The sequence below is a fragment of the Microcystis wesenbergii FACHB-1317 genome (genome assembly GCF_014696875.1).
In the GTDB taxonomy this organism is placed as follows: Bacteria; Cyanobacteriota; Cyanobacteriia; order Cyanobacteriales; family Microcystaceae; genus Microcystis; species Microcystis wesenbergii_A.
The window spans coordinates 1-16994 of record NZ_JACJQV010000054.1 but is presented as its reverse complement, the minus strand read 5'-3'; the positions used below and the strand labels follow the sequence as shown (position 1 = coordinate 16994).

At 43.4% G+C, this 16994-nt stretch carries 14 protein-coding genes and 2 pseudogenes; 4 read left to right on the top strand and 12 right to left on the bottom strand.

Annotation, left to right across the window (positions count from 1 at the left end):
• Positions 1 to 519: 519 nt before the first annotated feature.
• The 10 genes and pseudogenes from H6F92_RS02365 to H6F92_RS02325 all read right to left on the bottom strand — a co-directional run bounded on the left by H6F92_RS02365 (position 520) and on the right by H6F92_RS02325 (position 9559).
• Positions 520 to 891: a hypothetical protein gene (locus H6F92_RS02365; protein ID WP_106908523.1), complete on the bottom strand. Its 372-nt coding sequence runs from the start codon at positions 889 to 891 to the stop codon at positions 520 to 522.
• Positions 892 to 1275: 384 nt separating this feature from the next.
• Positions 1276 to 1743, bottom strand: coding sequence for a nucleotide exchange factor GrpE (locus H6F92_RS02360; RefSeq protein ID WP_190356653.1), 468 nt, complete (start codon positions 1741 to 1743; stop codon positions 1276 to 1278).
• A 2-nt stretch (positions 1744 to 1745) separates the two neighbouring features.
• On the bottom strand, positions 1746 to 2132 hold the full coding sequence (locus tag H6F92_RS02355; RefSeq protein ID WP_242029970.1) for a J domain-containing protein: 387 nt from the start codon (positions 2130 to 2132) through the stop codon (positions 1746 to 1748).
• The gene (locus H6F92_RS02350; RefSeq protein ID WP_190356652.1) at positions 2132 to 4591 is read right to left on the bottom strand and encodes a tetratricopeptide repeat protein; all 2460 of its coding nucleotides are present in this window, start codon (positions 4589 to 4591) and stop codon (positions 2132 to 2134) included. Before H6F92_RS02350 ends, H6F92_RS02355 begins: the two co-directional genes overlap by 1 nt.
• A gap of 20 nt (positions 4592 to 4611) precedes the next feature.
• Positions 4612 to 5109, bottom strand: a complete 498-nt coding sequence (locus H6F92_RS02345) for a LysM peptidoglycan-binding domain-containing protein (protein WP_190356651.1) — start codon at positions 5107 to 5109, stop codon at positions 4612 to 4614.
• Positions 5110 to 5111: 2 nt separating this feature from the next.
• Positions 5112 to 7328, bottom strand: a complete 2217-nt coding sequence (locus H6F92_RS02340) for an Hsp70 family protein (RefSeq protein WP_190356650.1) — start codon at positions 7326 to 7328, stop codon at positions 5112 to 5114.
• 372 nt (positions 7329 to 7700) lie between these two features.
• Positions 7701 to 7887: pseudogene (locus H6F92_RS26690) on the bottom strand (hypothetical protein).
• Between the two features lie 115 nt (positions 7888 to 8002).
• Positions 8003 to 8404: a phosphomannose isomerase type II C-terminal cupin domain gene (locus H6F92_RS02335; RefSeq protein WP_190356649.1), complete on the bottom strand. Its 402-nt coding sequence runs from the start codon at positions 8402 to 8404 to the stop codon at positions 8003 to 8005.
• Between the two features lie 126 nt (positions 8405 to 8530).
• Complete coding sequence (gene gatC, locus H6F92_RS02330; RefSeq protein WP_190356648.1) at positions 8531 to 8827, bottom strand: Asp-tRNA(Asn)/Glu-tRNA(Gln) amidotransferase subunit GatC; 297 nt, start codon at positions 8825 to 8827, stop codon at positions 8531 to 8533.
• A gap of 210 nt (positions 8828 to 9037) precedes the next feature.
• Complete coding sequence (locus H6F92_RS02325; RefSeq protein ID WP_190356647.1) at positions 9038 to 9559, bottom strand: photosystem I assembly protein Ycf3; 522 nt, start codon at positions 9557 to 9559, stop codon at positions 9038 to 9040.
• A gap of 166 nt (positions 9560 to 9725) precedes the next feature.
• Here H6F92_RS02325 and H6F92_RS02320 point away from each other — a divergent pair.
• Positions 9726 to 10028: pseudogene (locus tag H6F92_RS02320) on the top strand (NADAR family protein); the annotation flags it as partial.
• Between the two features lie 36 nt (positions 10029 to 10064).
• Entirely contained in the window at positions 10065 to 10499 is a 435-nt protein-coding gene (locus H6F92_RS02315; RefSeq protein WP_190356646.1) for an META domain-containing protein, read from the top strand.
• Between the two features lie 68 nt (positions 10500 to 10567).
• Here H6F92_RS02315 and H6F92_RS02310 read toward each other — a convergent pair whose 3' ends face one another.
• Both H6F92_RS02310 and H6F92_RS02305 read right to left on the bottom strand, forming a co-directional pair.
• Positions 10568 to 11983 (bottom strand): coiled-coil domain-containing protein, encoded by a 1416-nt coding sequence (locus H6F92_RS02310; RefSeq protein ID WP_190356645.1) that lies wholly within the window; start codon positions 11981 to 11983, stop codon positions 10568 to 10570.
• A 361-nt stretch (positions 11984 to 12344) separates the two neighbouring features.
• The gene (locus H6F92_RS02305; RefSeq protein ID WP_190356644.1) at positions 12345 to 13286 is read right to left on the bottom strand and encodes a glycosyltransferase family 2 protein; all 942 of its coding nucleotides are present in this window, start codon (positions 13284 to 13286) and stop codon (positions 12345 to 12347) included.
• 351 nt (positions 13287 to 13637) lie between these two features.
• Between H6F92_RS02305 and glmM the strand changes: the two genes are divergently transcribed.
• Both glmM and hpsL read left to right on the top strand, forming a co-directional pair.
• Entirely contained in the window at positions 13638 to 15077 is a 1440-nt protein-coding gene (gene glmM / locus H6F92_RS02300; RefSeq protein ID WP_190356643.1) for a phosphoglucosamine mutase, read from the top strand.
• Between the two features lie 57 nt (positions 15078 to 15134).
• Complete coding sequence (gene hpsL / locus H6F92_RS02295; protein WP_190356642.1) at positions 15135 to 16862, top strand: hormogonium polysaccharide biosynthesis protein HpsL; 1728 nt, start codon at positions 15135 to 15137, stop codon at positions 16860 to 16862.
• Positions 16863 to 16994 lie beyond the last annotated feature (132 nt).

The window sequence follows — 16994 nt, the reverse complement described above, 5'->3', positions numbered from 1 at the left end:
AGCGTTAGATTTATTGGGAGTTTCCCTGATTTGTACCCAGTAACGGGGCGGCGGAAATTCTTTTAATCCCTTCTACAGCACAGGTTATGGCTTTTTGTCAACGGGGAAGTCCAAGTATAACTAGGGTCTGCTGAAAAAGTTTGTTGGTGGGGGCAGGGTGTGGGGTGTGACCCCCCCTGCCCCCCCGACATCGGGGGGGTGTGGGGTGTAGGGTTTTACCGATTTTGAGGTAGTCAGTTACCTAATTTTCAGGGAAAAAGTCCAGGGATTTTACCCCCGATCCCTCCAATGGTCGGCACTTTTTGAGGGAAAAAAAGTCTAAAAGCCTTATCCAACAAGGTTTTTAGATTTATTCAGCCAGCCCTAACTAGATAGGGTTTGCTGAATAACGATGAAAAAACCCGGTGAAACCGGGTTGCACTAGCTTGGAGTCTGTATAGTCAACTGATAAAGCAGTTGAAAACTTGAATAAATGTAAATAGAAAAAAGGTAAGCAATTCCACTGTAAGAAAATCAAATTTAATGAACTACCCCGCAAGTTAAGGGGCAAGAAGCATAAACAGCTTGATGAGAGGTTTTTACCTCACCGTGTAACCAGTGCAACCAACTAACTTCATGGGGATGAACACCTTTTGCTGTTAATAAAGCGGCACTAATTAGGATAGCCAAAATATTGATACCAATAATCATTCCCGCAACTAAAAGCACGGAACTAATCGGTAAAACTGACTGTAAGATAATCGCCGACAATGCTCCCACTGTCATCATTAATACTACTAAAGGAAATCCCACTACTAATAAACAGACAGTGAGGACGAAACTCCAGAGGAGAAAGCTTTTTAGCATTGCTAAAGAAACGTAGCCCCAGTTATTTCTTGCGGTTAATTGCATCTTCCTGACCTCTTACAAACTTGGTGGTCTAACTTTTCTGCACGTCGGCTCAAAGTTGATGAAAACCAGTATAGGGAAAATACCGAAGAAGATGAGCTATTCGCAATATAAATTTACAATCATCGCTGATCATCTATGTTATGTGTATCGAACTATTACAAGAATCGGCGAGAGGTATCGAAAACTTTACAATCAGTTTTTCTTGATCCCCAATCTAATTTCCCGATGAAATCCTTGATCCCCGTCGATAATCCTTTCTTGTCTCCCTGCCCTCAGATTTTTCCTCGTCTCCTTGTAACAAATCTTTACAAGCACCTCTAGAATTCTCAGAAAATAGGTGGACGGGAGCGCCAGGGTTGGGAGTGGGAAGTGGCAAGGGGTTATCTATTCTTGTTTAGATGTAATAACCTCCATCGGTCTGAGTAATTTATCCTCGATTGTAAATCCCTGCCTGACTATTTTTGTGATCGTCTGTTCTTCCAAATCGGGGCGTATTTCTCGAGCGACCACCTGACAGATAGTAAAATCTGGCTGATCAGCGGATAGTTCTATTTTCAGCACCTGACGTTTTTCTAGAATACTTAATAATTTTGTCTGTACACTTTTTAAAGATTTCGGTAATCTTTTCCCGACTCGATCATCTGGTTCGTGTCGATATTCTAAATAATTTAATAACGATTCGAGGGTATCAAATACCTCTAATAGTTCTAAAAAAATCTGTTCTTTTTCCGAGCGATTGTTCTCTCCTTGCTGCCGTAAAGCTTGTTTTAAACTTGCCTCCTCTTTGGTTAAATTTATAATTAGGCTTAATAATTTGTTTCTATCTTCTTCGCTAATTTTGTAATTATTCATCCTTATTCCTCCAAAAAATTAAGGTCTTTGAGTATCGATGAAGCCAGTTCGCCAGCAACTTTTTTAAGTTGTTCTTGATCGTAATTATTAATATCATCCATGGTATTTAAGATTTCTAAAGATGGTAAAGGTTCAGACAATTCCGAGAAAGACATGGTTTTCAAGCGTTGAACCAGAGGGAGATGAGGACGTAAATAATCCGCAACTATCCTATCTTGAGGATTCATTAATATCTTACGCGCTTTAGCTATGCTATCCATAGAATACCTACGGCGTTTCATAGCTAGACCGAAAGCTTTAGTGATTTCGGCAGTGGAAGCGGCGGGGGAAATTTCTAGAATATCGTAAGGATTACTATCTAAATTATCGTACATTAATCTAACTCCCATTAAATAATATGAAATAGTTTATAGACTTCTCGAAACTCTGGAGCATCTGGGCATAATTCGTAAGCCGATCTAACAAGTTCTATTAGTAATTCTTGGGGTAATTTTTGATAATTTTCTCTTAAAAGATCGAGACAGAATTGGGCGGTAAGGTGACGGAGTTTTTGTGATCTCGATCGTTTCGCCTTTTTGATCGCCTCAGAAAATTGATTGCGCTCCATCAATCGCCCTACTTCCCTTACGTCTTTTCTAAAAATAATCTCCTCGATGAATTCGTTTAGTATGGCATTATTGTAATCTATCTGTTTTAATTTCTCCAGTTCGCTTAAAGCTTTGGAATCGTCTATCTTTTGCTCATCCAATCTCCTGACTATTTCCAAGGCTTTATCTCGGACGTAATACATTTTCGAGTTAGTAGTTTGTACTAACTCGTACCAATTTCTATTCATCCTTAATAGATTCTCGAAACCCTCAATCTCCTCCTGTAATTCTAGGTAAAGTCGATCGATCTCCTCAATCCATTCTGGGTGATTTTTAAGGGCTGGTTTCGCCTCTTTTAAAGGATTCTCGGCTTTTTGCCACTGTTTCTGTTGTAGATAATGACAACCTTGATGGAATGATACAAAAGTATTAGCTATCTGTTCGAGATTAGATTGGCAGGTTAGGGGTTTTAACGCGACTCCGCGAACCCGATCCCCCTGCAAACAGGCAGCCACCGATTCCCCCCAACGGGTATAGAGAGTCGCCCAGAATTGATCGGGCAGTTTAACAGTATTTCTATCAGGGTGAGTCCGATACAACCCAGGTAGGATGGTTAACCCTTCGATATGGATTCCCTCTACAGGATTATCCCGTAATAACCCTAGGGCGACAGTATCGCGACGGTAAAGATCGCGAAGTTGCAGGTAGTAATTTAGGTCTTCTTTGGTTCGATCGATCAACTCCTCAAGTATTCGGGTTAATTGTGCTTCTAAGTCCCGTATATCACCGTCATCGATAACTTTCCAAACCACATTCCTGACACTGGTGTTAAGATTTAAATTCGCCGTAGCGGATAACCAGACGGGTATTAATTTCTCTAGGGTAGCGGGATTTTCTACCGCTCGATAATAAAGGGCGATTGCTAAATTGTGCAATGATTCCAGATTGCGTTTTTTTTCCCATTCCCTCTCGGCGTTGATAACGATTTTCTCCCGATCCTTAGATCGCCATAATTGCTGATCTATCCGAGGAAGGATATGACTATATAAATTATAGATAACTTGCGGATCATCGCCGAATTTCTCTAAAAACACCTCGCTTTTCGAGCGGGCTAATTCTAGGTTTTCTTCTGGAATTAGTTCTTGTATTTCCTGCTGTAGAGTTAATTTTTCCCTTTGGCTATATCGGCTGAGCAGCTCTATCTGTTCTTTAATTTCTGGTCGATCAATCTTTTTCCATTCCCGATGTGCTTTCCTCCATTTCTGCAATCTCGCATAACCGTAACCCCGGAAGTAGATCGATTCCCTATCTTCGATTCCCTCTAATTGTTCTATTCCCTCCCGATAGTTCCCCGCTTTAATATTGGTTATGCCTAATCGCCGATTTATATCGATTAATTCCGGTGTTATGAGCAGGGCTTTTCGATAGTTATCTATCGCCTTGTTTAGATCGCCTTTTTTTTCGGCAGCCACTCCCTGTTCAAAATAATTGAAGGCGATCATTATCTGTTCAACTTTAGTTAATAGGTTTTTAACGTCCAGTCGCTGGAAATCTGCTAGGGCTTGATTTATTAACTCTCTCGATTGTTTTAGTTCTCCCTGTCGGGCTAATTCCTGGGCTTTTTTCAGTCTTACTTGACAGATATTTTCTTTTTCTACCTCTAATTGACATTTCTGGATTTCTAAACCGATTCGGTGATGGGAATAAAGAGCCTGTGCGCTTTCCAGTACCTCTAAAGCCTTCTTAAAATATCCCCGATTTCCCAACTCCTTACCCTGTTTAAAAAAATCCAGAAATTTTTTTCTTTTTTCTAATTCTTGTTCAAGATTTTTTTCTAAAGATATTAACTTAGAATCATTAATTAATTTGTTAGCCTCTTGGTAGAATTTTAAAGCCTCCGATAACTTGCCTATCTCGAAAGGGTTTCCCGTATCTTCCGCTTGTAATTTTCTCGCTTTATACGCTAGTTCTCTGCCCTTTTTTATTTCTTCTATTCCTCTATAAAAAAACAATAAAATCAAACCAAATGTAGTGATAGAAAAATAATTGATAAAATTCTTATCTAAAGCCAGCCAATTTTTGAGTACAAAGAGAATAAATATGATGACAAGTCCGCCACCCAAGCCAGTTAATATTTCTAATTTTCTTGACCAATAGTTATTGTCCTTATTAGGAGGAAACCCTAAAAAAACAGCCGTTAAACTAATGGCGAGAAAAAAAGCTAAAACAAATCCAATAGCATAGCCCAAGAAAACTAACATAATATTCGTACTGGGTAAAATTAACAGGATTTATCGGAGTTGGGAATCAATAACTTTTCACCGACCTCGAGAGAATCGAGCCGATCGAGCAAAAAGGGATTAGCCTCAAGTATGGGAGATAATAGAGACTCATTCCCGTAAAAACGTTGAGCGATACGAGATAGGGAATCACCCGATCGAACCCGATAGTTAAACCCATCCACGCAGACAGTTTTAGTCAGCTGCTTCGATGGCGCGCTCAGTTCCCCAACAGGAGAGATAACAGGACTAGATTCGCTGACAGGGAGTAAGGAACGGGGGAATAGATTAGAAGCGATAGCACCCAGAAAAATCCCCGAAATTAACAGTAAAAGAGCCAATCCCAGTAATAAACCGCGGCGGTTATTTGCCGTCCGATTATCGACAACGGGGGATAGTTCCATTAAAAGACGTAGAGAGGATAAATCCGTCTCGCAATTGGGGCAAACACTCCCCTCCACGTCTGATCGTTGACAAACGGGACAATTAATTTTACTCATAATTAAAATCGGGTTAATCCAGTAGCCACACTGCCTGTCGGTAATTCGATCTCGCAATTCTGGCGAACTTCCGGTAATAATCGCTGTAATTCTCGTTCCGCCGTTTCTCGATCCCCCGCTTGCAAAGCGGTGATAACCGCACCGAATTTTCTCGCCATACTATCCGCGCTGGCTTGATTTACCACTCCAGTACGGGTGATGACGCTACGACACAATAGCAGCAGCAACAACAATTCGGATAAATTTTTCCTCTCCTGTATTGCTGTTTCATTTAATCGCTGTATAGCCGAAAGATTACCGTTATTGATAGCCCTATTTAAATCTTCTATCAGTTGTTCGATGCGTGCCTGTTGTTCTTCCGGAACCAGAATTTGACAGTATTTTACAACGAACTCGAACTCGGAGATCAGGATTTGTCCCTGACTACTATCCTCGCAGGAGTAAGTTTTTAACTCCCGTAATTTTTCCCTGGCCACCTTGACCCGATCTTGCCGCGATTTTCCATCCTCTCCGCGGATTTGATTGGCCGCCCGCACTATTTCCCCGGCTATTTGATAGACGTATTCGGCCCCGACCGTGGTTAATAACTCCTTACGGTTTATCTCCTCGATACTTTCTTCTACCTGTCGCGAGATCTCCTCGTCCTCACCGCCACGGGAAAAATCGGAACTCACTTTCAGCGAGGGGTCATTTTTTAAACTTGCTACCATCGATAGAGAATTATTCTGTTCGTCTAGGGAGACGGCTAGTAATATTTCTGTACCCTTTGGATAGGGTCGATCGAGGGCTAACCACATTTCCCCGATTTTCTCGTCGCACTTCTCCCCGGTACTTTCTGCCCGCACCCGATCGGGACTATAAAATTTAAAATGGATCAGACTCTGATCATCCGCTTCGGTTTTAAAAGTGCGGGTGGTTTTAACGGGTAATATATCCCCCTGTCTGATGATCGGATCTTGGCTGCCGTCGGCCAAGTGGATACAGTAATCACGGGATACGGTCATTACCTTCTCTGTTAAACCAGCAGCCACGATCGCTGCTCCCTCCGCTACTGCATACATCGGCCGTCGGTGAACTACCACCCTCTCGCAACCGAAAACTTTTTTAACTTCCTCTTGGACGAAAGGAATCTGGGAGGAACCCCCCACTAATAACACCACATCGATCAGATCTTCGGGATAGTCGGAATACCGGATCGCTTCTTGACAGATGGCGATCGTTTTCTCCACTAGGGGCCGGATCATCTCTTCAAATTCACTCCTCTTAATCGTCACGGCAATGGCGATCGCCATACCCATCTCATCGATCAGCGGGGTTGCCGGGATAATGGTGGCACTTTCAGCACTACTTAAATCTATCTTTGCTCTCTCTACGGCACTCTTGAAATCCCCTAAAAATCTTACCCTTTGATAATGGGGCATCGCCGCGATCAGAGCGTCCACATCCTCTAGAGCTTCTTCTTGTGCCACTTTTTCCTTGACAAATTGCATTAATTGTGTATCTAGATCATCTCCTCCTAACCAGAGATCCCCAGCTTTCCCCGATTCTATAAATTGATTTCCGGCGGCGGTGATTAAACAAGAATCGAATGTCCCGCCACCGAAATCGTACACCAGTATAGTTTTTACCTCCTCCGAATCCGGTTTATAACCGTAGGAAATTGCCGCCGCGGTCGGTTCCGAGAGCAACTCCCGGGCGATGATACCAGCCCGTTTTGCTGCCATCTCCGTGGCGTGACGCTGTTTATCGTTAAAATAGGCGGGAATAGTGATCACAGCTTCCTGTATCCGGCTTTTCTGACCGTTAGCTCCTTGATAATTCTGGGCATTAGCTACTACTTTTTTTAAAATCTCGGCCGATATGTCTTCCGGTTCGTATTCCTTGCCCCCTAACCATACCGATAGACTATCCTCCGTACCCCGGCTCGAGCGAGTGACTTTATAGCTTAAACGGGGTATTTGTTCCTGAACGATAGTATCGCTAAAACTCCTACCCATCAAACGCTTGATCGACATGATCACGTTTTCTGGGGTCGCCTTGATCTGTCTGTAGGCTTCCTCTCCAACGATCAACCCCTCTCTGGCTAGGGAGACGAGCGATCGGGTTAATTTTCTCTCTGGAGGCGAGTTATCTGCAGCGGTCACTACCTCCACCCCCGCAAATTTGAATGCCGCCACTGAATTTGTTGTACCCAAATCTATCCCGACAATATTACCCATCGGATACCTTCATCTTCTTTAAGATTGCTCTTAATTATACCCATGATTACTCTATTTATTAAAGGAAATACTATCTATCGTTAATAGATTTTAATCTATACATATTAACCAATGTACATATAGTTGATTTTTGGCAAACTTTCTTGGTTTTTTGCCGCCTTGATCAACAAGATTAAGCCGTTTTCTCACTCCCTCCTACATAAATCATTGCCCCTTGCCTCTTGCCCGACTCCTGATCGGCTTTTCTTTGTCACAGAATTGACATCTGGCTGTTATAGTTCTGACAAATGAGAGTTATATGCTGAAGTTAATCCAGCAAAGGAATAAATCATTTCCCCTAGTCCAGCTTTCCTCAAGCTGCCCACACAAGGCCTAGGGGAAGTTTATTTTTCTGTAGATTTTACCCGTTCTTTGCTCACCACAGGGGTTCTCTTCGGTTCGGTGGGTAAAATGTATTCTAAGATACAGTTTTGCTGGCGATCGCAACGCGCTCGCTACGCGAGACCGAGTGGAAGGAACCACTCCAGACACAGAGGACACAAAGATCGATCGCTTCTATAGTAAGTTAAGACGAGCCTTGAGGGCAGGGAAGACAGTCAGGCAGAATAACCTAAAAAGGTTTTTTGGGGCAAAAATATAGTTTCTTGCCCTTCTATCTCTCTAAAAAAGCATTCTTAGCTCTGATGACGAGCATAATCATCCTGAAAACGCACTATATCATCCTCTCCTAAATACTCCCCATTCTGCACTTCAATTAACACCAATTTGATCACCCCGGGATTTTCCAGACGGTGAGCGGTACACTGCGGCACATAAGTGGACTGATTAGCACCGAGAATTTCTTCGTTATCTCCACAGGTGACTTTTGCCGTCCCCGAAACGACAATCCAGTGTTCACTGCGATGGTAGTGCATCTGTAAACTGAGACGATGACCCGGATCCACTTCAATTCGCTTGATTTTATAACCGGGACCTTCTTCTAGGGTGGTGAAGGAACCCCAGGGCCTAAATTCTGTTGCTGCCGATTCTACGGTCGAAATAAGCCGAAATGGTGCCACATCTTGGGATGCGATCATTATATTATGTCTCCATTGCTAGGTCTGATCTTAGTCCAAGATAGCAGCAAAAACCCTAGATGGCATCTAAGTCAGTGATTAGTAAACAGTAACCTGAAAACTCACATCTGATCACCGATCACTGATTCACTCTTCGTCGCTGTTGAGAATGCGGGGAACACGGAAATAATCCCCTTCTGGGGCCGGCGATCCTTGCACTAAGACCTCGTGATCGGGATAAAGTCTATTACTATCGGTGCGAGTAATATTTTGAATTTCGATCGCTCGCGTGGTGGGTGGCACATTTTCCGTATCTAATTCCGTTAACTGCTCGAAATAATCGAGTATTCCGCTTAATTGCAGCGCAAACTGTTCTTCTTCGCTGCTATTAATCTCTAAACGGGCTAAATGGGCGATTTTTTCAACTGTAGCTCGATCGATCATGGGAGAAATGGGGTTAGGGGTGTGGGGTGTGGGGTGTGGGGTGTGACCCCCCAACCCCCCCCGACATCGGGGGGGTGTGGGGTGTGGGGTGTAGGGAGAAATGGGGTTAGGGGTGTGGGGTGTGGGGTGTGGGGAGAATAAAAAAAAATAATCTGCTGCCTCCTGTCTCCTAACTCCTGACTCCTAACTCCTTACTCCTGTCTCCTCAATTTAGAAGAAAACATCAATTTCCGATCGCCCGGTGATTTTCAGCCAGTTTTGGGCTTCAATGTAGTTATTGGGGGCTAATCGGATGGCTTGTTTCCAGTATTCTGCCGCTTTGTCGTAGAGTGCTGCTGCTTCGGCCTGTTGACCGTCTTCTCTGGCTTTTTCCCCTTGAAAATGGTAAATAACGGCGATATTATTCAAAGCGGAGGGCATCCTGGGATTAAGTTGGATAGCTTCTTCGTAGTATTCTAAGGCCTTCTCATGCTCGCCGTTACTAGCGTGGATAATGCCGATATTGTAGAGGATATAACTGCGATCGTTAGGATCCTCTTCTAATGTTAAAGCTTCATAGTAATTATCGAGGGCCTCGGCGTATTCACCATCAGCCTGGGCAGACATCCCATCGCGGTAATAAACAAAGGCTTCCTTGGCTTTTTTATTGGCGGGGAGTATCTTTAAAATGATATCCGCCATGACGGTAAAAGATTTATCTATAAAATTATCGTTACGTTGAGTGCGTGGCATAGTTAGGACGGGTAAGCGATCGAAATGACTATTTACTTTTATAGCACTCGCGAGAAACCCTATGGTTGTTTTTCTAATTTTTCTGGCCACGGTTTCGATTTAAGAGGGTGTTTGGTGGCCCACCAGCGAACATTATTTTCAAGCACAGAAATTCCCTCAACATCCCTATTCAGAAGCGATTCGACTGGCAGCCACTCCCCAGCAAGCGGCAACTATGGGGCGCACTAATTTTTATCCCTTGCGTCCCGATTGGGAAAATATCAAAGAGGAAATCATGTATCGAGGTGTATTAAGAAAGTTGACAATTCCTGGCAATATTCGCCAAATTATGCTATGCACAGGCGACAGTTTATTAGTAGAAAATTCGCCGATCGATTATTATTGGGGCTGTGGTGCTGATGGTAGCGGCAAAAACCGTTTAGTCCATATTCTTAGGGAAGTGAGGCAGGTTTTCCGGCTGATTGGCTAGGATAGAAACTGGCTATCATTGACAGGAATTAAGAGCATGAGACAGAAGCTGACGAGTTTTCTAGGATTAATCACCCTGGCATCTGTGCTGACAGGGCAACAAGCGATCGCATCTACTGTAACTCTAGAAGGAACTAATTGGAAATTGAGCCAGTGGACGGGAACGGTATTAGTAGAAGACACGGAAATCAGTGCTGCTTTCACCGCAGGTAATTTAGCTGGTTTTTCGGGGTGCAATCGCTATGTTACCCGTTACCAGAAGGAAGAAGATAATATGGCGGTACAGTCGGAAATTGCCTCAACCATGAAAGCTTGTCCGGAAGCTTGGATGAAACAGGAAGCGAGTTTTTTAGCAGCTTTAAAAGGTGTGCAGCAATATGCGATTACTAAAGAGGGAAAATTGCAGTTAGTTTATCGTCTGCCGGAAGGATTTGGTATCCTAACTTTTATGTCTGAAAACCTGAAAAAATAAGAAAGTCAGAAGCCAGAAATCGGGTGGGGAAGAAATTCTGTCTTCTGCCTTCATAGCGGGCAATCTGCCTACTGATGAGATTCTAGCCTCGTGGTTTTGCTATTGTCGCCATCCGAGAATAAATCATCGCTAAATAGATCATCAAAGGGCAGTTCTTCGTCAGAAGGCAGAGATTCTAGATTTCCCATTTCTTCATTATCCAACATACTGAAAAAATCTAGTTCTTCTTGGTTGCTCAGAACAGAAGAACCATTTTTGCCCTTAGCTTCAACTTTAGGGGTTTCTTCAGCAAAAGGATCGAATAATTCGAAGCTATTGCTGTCAGCAACATCGGCAAATAAGTCATCTAGAGAATTTTGGGCATCAGCGAATTTTTCTGCATTACCCGATAATTCTTCTAGACTACTGATCGTTCTAGTTTCTTCCTCTAATTGTAGAGCATTGAGAAATTCCATCTCAGCAGCGGATATCTCCAAGTTAGAGATCGCTTGTTCTTTGATGACGGGAGAATCTTCGACTATGGTCATTTCTGGAGAAACTAGAGTTTCTTCCCCGGCGTTTAAACCGTCAAATGTCTCCATTGCTGGGGCGAATTCTGGTTCTAGTTCCAGATATCCTTCTGGGGTTTCCAAACCGCCAAACATCTCCATCTCAGGAGTAAATTCTGGCTCTAATACTACGGTTTCTTCAGTGACAAAACCATCAAAAGGACTCATTTCACTTTCAGAAACGGGCGTTTCTACCAGCAGCTCAGGAGTAAATTCTGGCTCTAATACTACGGTTTCTTCAGTGACAAAACCATCAAAAGGACTCATTTCACTTTCAGAAACGGGCGTTTCTACCATTGTTTCAAAACTGCCGAAAGCTGCTGTTTCAGGGGCAAATTCCGGTTCAGAGATGAAATCCTCAGCAGTTGTGGCGATTTCGTCCCTGGAGTGATCGGGGAAATCATCCCAAGGTTCGACGATTTCAGTGGTTCGATCATCCACTACTGCTTGACGGGCATTTTCTAGTTCTAACAGTTGGCTTTGATAACCCTGTTCTCGTTGTTGAATTTGCGACTGATAGCCATTTTCTAATTCTAGAATCTGCGTCTGTTGACTTTGATAGCTTTGGCTCAATTCCTCGTATTCCTGTTGAAGTTGCTGAATTTGGGTTTTATAGGCAACTTCCACGGCTTGATCGGGAGTGGCGCTGGCTGCCGCTTGTAAACGCCCTTGGCTATCTTCTAACTCTTTTTGCAATTTAGCCACTTCTTCTCGATGGGTGGCTTCGATATGGCGAATCCGTTCTTCGGAGAGATCGAGTAGTTTTAACTGTCCTTTGGTCTCTTTTAACTCCGCTTCGGTTTGACCTAAAGCAGCCTGAATTTTCTCATATTTTTCTAGTGCTTCCCTGATTTTTCCCTGTTGGAAGGCATATAAAGCCCCACCCCCGATCGCACCTCCACCGACAAAACCGATTAAAATATCGAAGATATTCATTGTGGGATTCCTCCAATAAAAAAATTTACTTCTAAGTATGCCAAATTTCACCAGATAATTAACAAGGGGACAAACGAGGTCTGTATTTTCCGCAATTGAGCCTAGCAACTCCTGCTCTCTATTCTGATTGTTTTTGATTGTGGCAGCAATTATCGGAAAAAAAAAAGAAAATATTCAGTTTTTTATCTGGAAATGTTGACCTCGATAGCATTTATCTTAATAATGAGGTACAAGTTCTCTGGTTTTAGAGAACGCCGGAATAGAGAACATTAAATGGTTGTCCAAAGACTGTGACCAGTCCCATTATACCTCATCTTTCTGAGAAACGCTGTCGGCGATGTTCGGTGTTCGGGAAGACATTTCACTGAAGCTGCATTTCCTGATAAGCTTGATAAACGCCGCGCACGTTGTACCAATTGAGAAAAATGCGGGCAATTTCTAGGGCTAATTGCGGTTTACCTTGATCGATCAACCACTGCAACAGAGGAGAGAGGCTGCGTTCATTCAGGGTTCCTCCCAAGGAAAGTAAACCCCACAACAGTCGATGAATCCAAGTCATTTGAATCATCATCCGCACTTCCCAGCTGGGATGTTTTTGATAAAAAAGCACTCCCATTCGTCCCCGTTGAATTTCCTTATCGATGAGATTGGGAATCTGAGCGAGATTAAAGGGGGGATGCCAATGATAACCGACGGCTTCGGGACATTTAATTAATTTTAGTCCCAATTGCTTCAATCTCACCCCTAATTCCAAGTCTTCCCAACCGTAGAGTTGAAACTGAGTATCAAATAATCCCGCTGCTAATAACCATTTTTTGGCGATCGCAACGTTGCCCGTGGCAAAATAGGCGGCGGAGAAATCGGTGATTTTATAGGGTTCACTGGTGGGATGCTCGAAGTTACAGGTATTAATGACACTGCCGTAGGTAAATAAGCGATCGCTGCCGAGACTGGCTGCTCCAGCAGTTAAAGCGTCGGCGTGGGCTTGCAAAAAATTTTCTGTCACTACCAGATCGCTATCGATAAAAATAATTGTATCACCACGGGCTTTTTCTACCCCTAGATTCCTAGCGATCGCTGGTCCACCGTGATCCTGTTGCCACAGTTGCAGGTGGGGTAAATTAGCCTTTTGAGTTTCTAGCCAAGCGATCGTCCCATCGGTAGAGCCATCATCGACAAGGACTATTTCGTAGTTTTCCACCTTATTATCGGTTAAACGCTGATTTTCTAGGGCGAGTAAACATTTTTTTAAGATTGCTTGGCGATTGTAGGTAGGGATGACAACACTGATCAGCACGCGCATTCGGGGGTCAAGATTACCGTTTCAGCTTAACAAATAACTTGGGTTCCTTGATTAGACCTCCCGCAAAAATCAACAATCTTTATTCAGTTATCAGTTATCAGTTATCAGTTATCAGTTATCAGTGGGTAAGTTATCAGTGGGTAAGTTATCAGTCAATAGTATTAAGCGATAAGCTCGGAGCTGCCTTTTTACTGAAAAAGCTCCCCACACCCCACTTCCCCACACCCCACTTCCCCACACCAGATGTAAGGAACCCTGGGAGGAGGATTAGGGTCAACTGGGAACATTGATTTGAAAAAATCGGTGATCATGTTATTCTCTGAATGTGTTGTGTGAGGAAAGGAATCGGCCATGGTAGCTTCTCTGTCGTATCAAAATGGGCAAAAAACTCGATCGCATCCTCTGTTATCCTTAGGGGGTTTGATTGAATTACCATCATCACCCCTGTTTGGCACGGACGGAATTCGCGGCCAAGTGGGAGAATTATTAACTGCCCCCCTAGCGCTACAAATCGGATTTTGGGCGGGACAGGTATTAAAAAATCAAGCTGGTGTCACCAAACCAGTAATTATCGGTCAAGATTCCCGTAATTCCAGTGATATGTTAGCCAATGCTATCACTGCGGGTTTAAATTGGGCGGGAATAGAAGTCTGGCAACTGGGATTATGTCCCACTCCCTGCGTCGCCTATTTAACCAGAGAAAGCGAAGCGATGGGGGGGATCATGATTTCTGCCAGTCATAATCCTCCTGAAGATAACGGCATTAAATTTTTTGACAGCAGCGGTTTAAAATTATCTGGCAGTTTAGCCGCACAGATAGAGGCGGGTTTAAGAGGCAATTTAGAATTAGCAGATAAACCGGTAAATTGGGGAAAAGCGACTTTTTGTCCCGAATTAATCCAAAAATACTATCAAGCTGTGATTGCTTCCGTCGGGACGGATATTAACCTATCGGGATTAAAAATAGTTTTGGATCTAGCTTGGGGGGCAGCCGTTAACCTAGCACCTTTAGTATTCCAAACTTTGGGGGCGGAAGTTATCTGCCTACACGAGCGAGCCGATGGCGATCGCATTAACGTTAATTGTGGTTCTACCCATTTGGAAAGCCTACAGGCGGCGGTGATTAATCAGCAAGCGGATTTAGGATTTGCCTTCGATGGCGATGCCGATCGGGTCCTGGCCGTGGATAGTCAGGGTAGAGTAGTAGATGGCGATTATATCCTCTATTTTTGGGGTCGTTCCCTCCTGGAAGCCGGACAGCTACCCGATGGGTTATTAGTAGCGACGGTGATGGCTAATTTAGGCTTTGAACGCGCTTGGCAAAAACTGGGGGGGCAATTCTTGCGGACTGCCGTGGGCGATCAGCACGTTCAGGCACAAATGTGGGAAACTGGAGCCATGCTAGGGGGTGAACAATCTGGTCATATTCTCTGCCATCATTACGGAGTTTCTGGGGATGGAATGCAAACCGCCCTACATTTAGCGGTTTTAGTGCAGAAATCGGCGGTTTCCTTGGCTAACTTAGTCGATCATAGCTTTGTCACCTATCCGCAGATTTTACGCAATGTGCGGGTGGAAGATAGAGAAGTGCGACGTAATTGGCAGCAATGTGAACCTTTGCGGCGAGAAATCCTCAAAGCTGAGACAGCCATGGCGGAAAAAGGTAGAGTTTTGGTGCGAGCTTCTGGTACAGAACCATTAATTCGGGTGATGGTGGAAGCAGAAACCCTAGAATTAGCCAATTTTTGGACAGAAAGGCTGGTGGAAGCGGTGCGAAGCTATCTTTTGTAGTCGATCGAGGGGAACAGGGATTATAATGCCTTTAGCCTAGCCTAGCAAGGGATAATTATGACCGGACTGAGTATCGATCGCCAGAAAAAAAAGAATAAACAAGGCCAAACAAAAGCTGATAGTCCCCCGCTTAACATCAAAGAGAAACTTGCCCTCAAAAAAGAAGAAAGGCAAAAGAAACAAAAGTTAACGGGGTTGGTTATTTTTGCTATTTGTGTAGCAATTTTGCTCGGATTACCCCTCAGCTTATTATTTGATGCCACGATAGGAGCTGCAGTAAGTTTAGCCTTAATTTTAGGAGTTTTCTCCTTTATCTATCCCCGCACGGCTCTTTGGGCATTTATTATCTATGTCCCCTTCATTGGTACTATTATCTATTGGTTGGGAGGTAATCAAATCCTGCAGCTAAGTAAAGATATCTTTTATCTACCCGCTTTAGTCGGCTTAGTTTTAGAATGTCGAAAAAAGCAATTACCGATTATTGTCCCGAAACAATTAGGTACAACTCTATTATTAATCTTTATTTTCTGTGTAGTCTGTCTATTAGCCGTTAATTTACAGAGACAATTTCTGCCTACTTGCGATTCCGTGGCCGGGATGGGTATGTTTAGGGATGGCCGTTTGCGCGGAGTTCCCTGTCGGGAAAGTGAGACTTTTCTGCAAGGACTATTAGGATTTAAAGTTTTGCTAAGTTATGTCCCCTTGATCTTCTGCACTTATTACTTAATCAAAGACAAACCCACCCTATTATTTTTTGGTCGTCTTTTAGTGACTTTAGTGATTATTTGTTGTGTCCTAGGACTAATGCAATACTGGATGCTGAAAACCGGTCGTTGTGTAGGAACTAGAGGCTACATGGGTGGTTTACTATACAAAGCCAGCTTAGAGGCAAGGTGTTTGGTCGGTGGGTCATTAATATATAGTCCAGAAGTGAATATGATCCGCCTACCGGGTACTTTTGTTTCCCCCTGGCACTGGGCTTGGTTTTTGGTCTCTAGTGCCGTAATTTGTTATGCCAGTGCCTTTAGTGAAATTTCCCAAAAATGGCGACTAGCAGCCCTAGTGGGTTTAACCCTAGTTTTTATTAATGCAGTGGTCTCTGGGCAAAGATTAGCTTTCTTTGCTGTACCGATGATTGTTGGTCTGATGACGATTCTTACAGGACAAATCGCTAACTTAAAACGATTTTTGCCGATCATTTTTGCCGCCACTTTACTTCTAGCTATCGGTTTTTCTTTCCTTAACCCCGATTTTGTCCAACAACGCTACGATAGTGCCATCGGCCGTTGGCAACATTCTCCCCCCACCGCTTTTATTCAAGGACAGTTGGATTTTGCTACCCGTAATCAGGGCGGTATTTTAGGTCGTGGACTTGGTGCGGCCACATCTTCTGCTAGGTTTTTCGGTGATATTTCTTTTGTGGAAACCTTTCACAGTAAGGTTTTATTCGAGTTGGGATACATTGGTTTTGCCTTGTACATGATATTCATGACCCATCTAATTTATCTGGCCTTCCGCACCTATCGTTCCCTCAAAGATCCGACTCTGCGAGGTTTTGCCGGTAGTTATTGGGTTTTCCTGCTCTTTGTTACCTATCTTCCCTATTGGTATGCCCTCGATACGGATCCTGTGGGCGTTTATTACTGGATATTCGCGGGTGTAATTTTTAAATTACCCGTGATCGAAAAACAGGAAAAAGAGGCTAAAATTCTGGCGGGGGAAACTGAAACAAAATCCTCCAAAAAGGGCTTAAAATTTAAACGCAAAGGTATTTCTTTAGCTTGAAATATGGGTGCTGGGGATTTCAGTTATCAGTTATCAGTTATCAGTTATCAGTTATCAGTTATCAGTTATCAGTTATCAGTTATCAGTTATCAGTTATCAGTTATCAGTTATCAGTTATCAGTTATCAGTTAT

Coding starts and splice junctions, on each gene's coding strand:
- H6F92_RS02355 (WP_242029970.1), bottom strand. CDS start 2,132: ATGGGAGTTAGATTAATGTACGATAATTTAGATAGTAATCCTTACGAT.
- H6F92_RS02365 (WP_106908523.1), bottom strand. CDS start 891: ATGCAATTAACCGCAAGAAATAACTGGGGCTACGTTTCTTTAGCAATG.
- H6F92_RS02335 (WP_190356649.1), bottom strand. CDS start 8,404: ATGATCGCATCCCAAGATGTGGCACCATTTCGGCTTATTTCGACCGTA.
- H6F92_RS02325 (WP_190356647.1), bottom strand. CDS start 9,559: ATGCCACGCACTCAACGTAACGATAATTTTATAGATAAATCTTTTACC.
- gatC (WP_190356648.1), bottom strand. CDS start 8,827: ATGATCGATCGAGCTACAGTTGAAAAAATCGCCCATTTAGCCCGTTTA.
- H6F92_RS02350 (WP_190356652.1), bottom strand. CDS start 4,591: ATGTTAGTTTTCTTGGGCTATGCTATTGGATTTGTTTTAGCTTTTTTT.
- H6F92_RS02310 (WP_190356645.1), bottom strand. CDS start 11,983: ATGAATATCTTCGATATTTTAATCGGTTTTGTCGGTGGAGGTGCGATC.
- H6F92_RS02305 (WP_190356644.1), bottom strand. CDS start 13,286: ATGCGCGTGCTGATCAGTGTTGTCATCCCTACCTACAATCGCCAAGCA.
- H6F92_RS02340 (WP_190356650.1), bottom strand. CDS start 7,328: ATGGGTAATATTGTCGGGATAGATTTGGGTACAACAAATTCAGTGGCG.
- H6F92_RS02360 (WP_190356653.1), bottom strand. CDS start 1,743: ATGAATAATTACAAAATTAGCGAAGAAGATAGAAACAAATTATTAAGC.
- glmM (WP_190356643.1), top strand. CDS start 13,638: ATGGTAGCTTCTCTGTCGTATCAAAATGGGCAAAAAACTCGATCGCAT.
- H6F92_RS02345 (WP_190356651.1), bottom strand. CDS start 5,109: ATGAGTAAAATTAATTGTCCCGTTTGTCAACGATCAGACGTGGAGGGG.
- H6F92_RS02315 (WP_190356646.1), top strand. CDS start 10,065: ATGAGACAGAAGCTGACGAGTTTTCTAGGATTAATCACCCTGGCATCT.
- hpsL (WP_190356642.1), top strand. CDS start 15,135: ATGACCGGACTGAGTATCGATCGCCAGAAAAAAAAGAATAAACAAGGC.